Annotated in this window: 1 protein-coding gene; it reads left to right on the forward strand. The window is 71.9% G+C overall.

All coding sequences use genetic code 11. The annotated features are described in order from the left end of the window. Window positions 1–453: 453 nt before the first annotated feature. Window positions 454–621, forward strand: a complete 168-nt coding sequence (locus tag KUM32_RS42365) for a DUF3117 domain-containing protein (RefSeq protein WP_003966491.1) — start codon at window positions 454–456, stop codon at window positions 619–621. Window positions 622–726: the final 105 nt, after the last annotated feature.

Here is a 726-nt window from a genome sequence, read left to right on the forward strand (position 1 = left end):
GTCGGGGACGCCGCGCGGGGACCACGGTGCCACGCGGCGGGGTGCCGTACGGCCCGCGCGCCCGTACGGAGCCGCCACGGCCGGCCACGACCACCGCCGCGGCCCGGCCGCGGACCGCCGCGTTCCGATCAGCCCGTGGATATGCCGGCCGGTCCGGGCGCGGAGGTCGGTGTACGCTCCCGCGGTCCGCGATCAGCATGCCGGAGATCCGCGCGCCCGTCATGTGACCTGCGTCAAAGAACCGACCTACCGTTCGGGCCGAGCCGTCGCGCGAGATCGCGGCCCGATCGCCGAATTGAGTGGTTTTGGGGGAGTCGGGCGCGGAGGCCATGACCGCCGCCGTTGGTCATCGGGTCATGGCATGCGGGATAATGGCGGGGAAGCAATGTGTTCGATGCCGGTGACGCCTAGGTTGTCGGCTGCGATGAGCTGGTTTCAGGAAGGGGAACGAGCATGGCGGCCATGAAGCCGCGGACGGGCGACGGCCCGCTCGAGGTGACCAAGGAGGGGCGGGGCATCGTCATGCGCGTTCCGCTCGAAGGCGGCGGTCGACTCGTCGTCGAGCTGACACCGGACGAGGCCGACGCGCTGGGCGACGCACTGAAGAAGGTCGTCGGCTAGCAGCGGGCCACAGGAATCATGCGCACTGCCCCGGTCACTGGTGAGAACCAGGAGCCGGGGCAGCGGCGTTCCCGCCGCCCGCCGGGGCCTACTCCCCCCTCGGCC

The sequence above is a fragment of the Streptomyces sp. AC627_RSS907 genome (assembly GCF_019049165.1).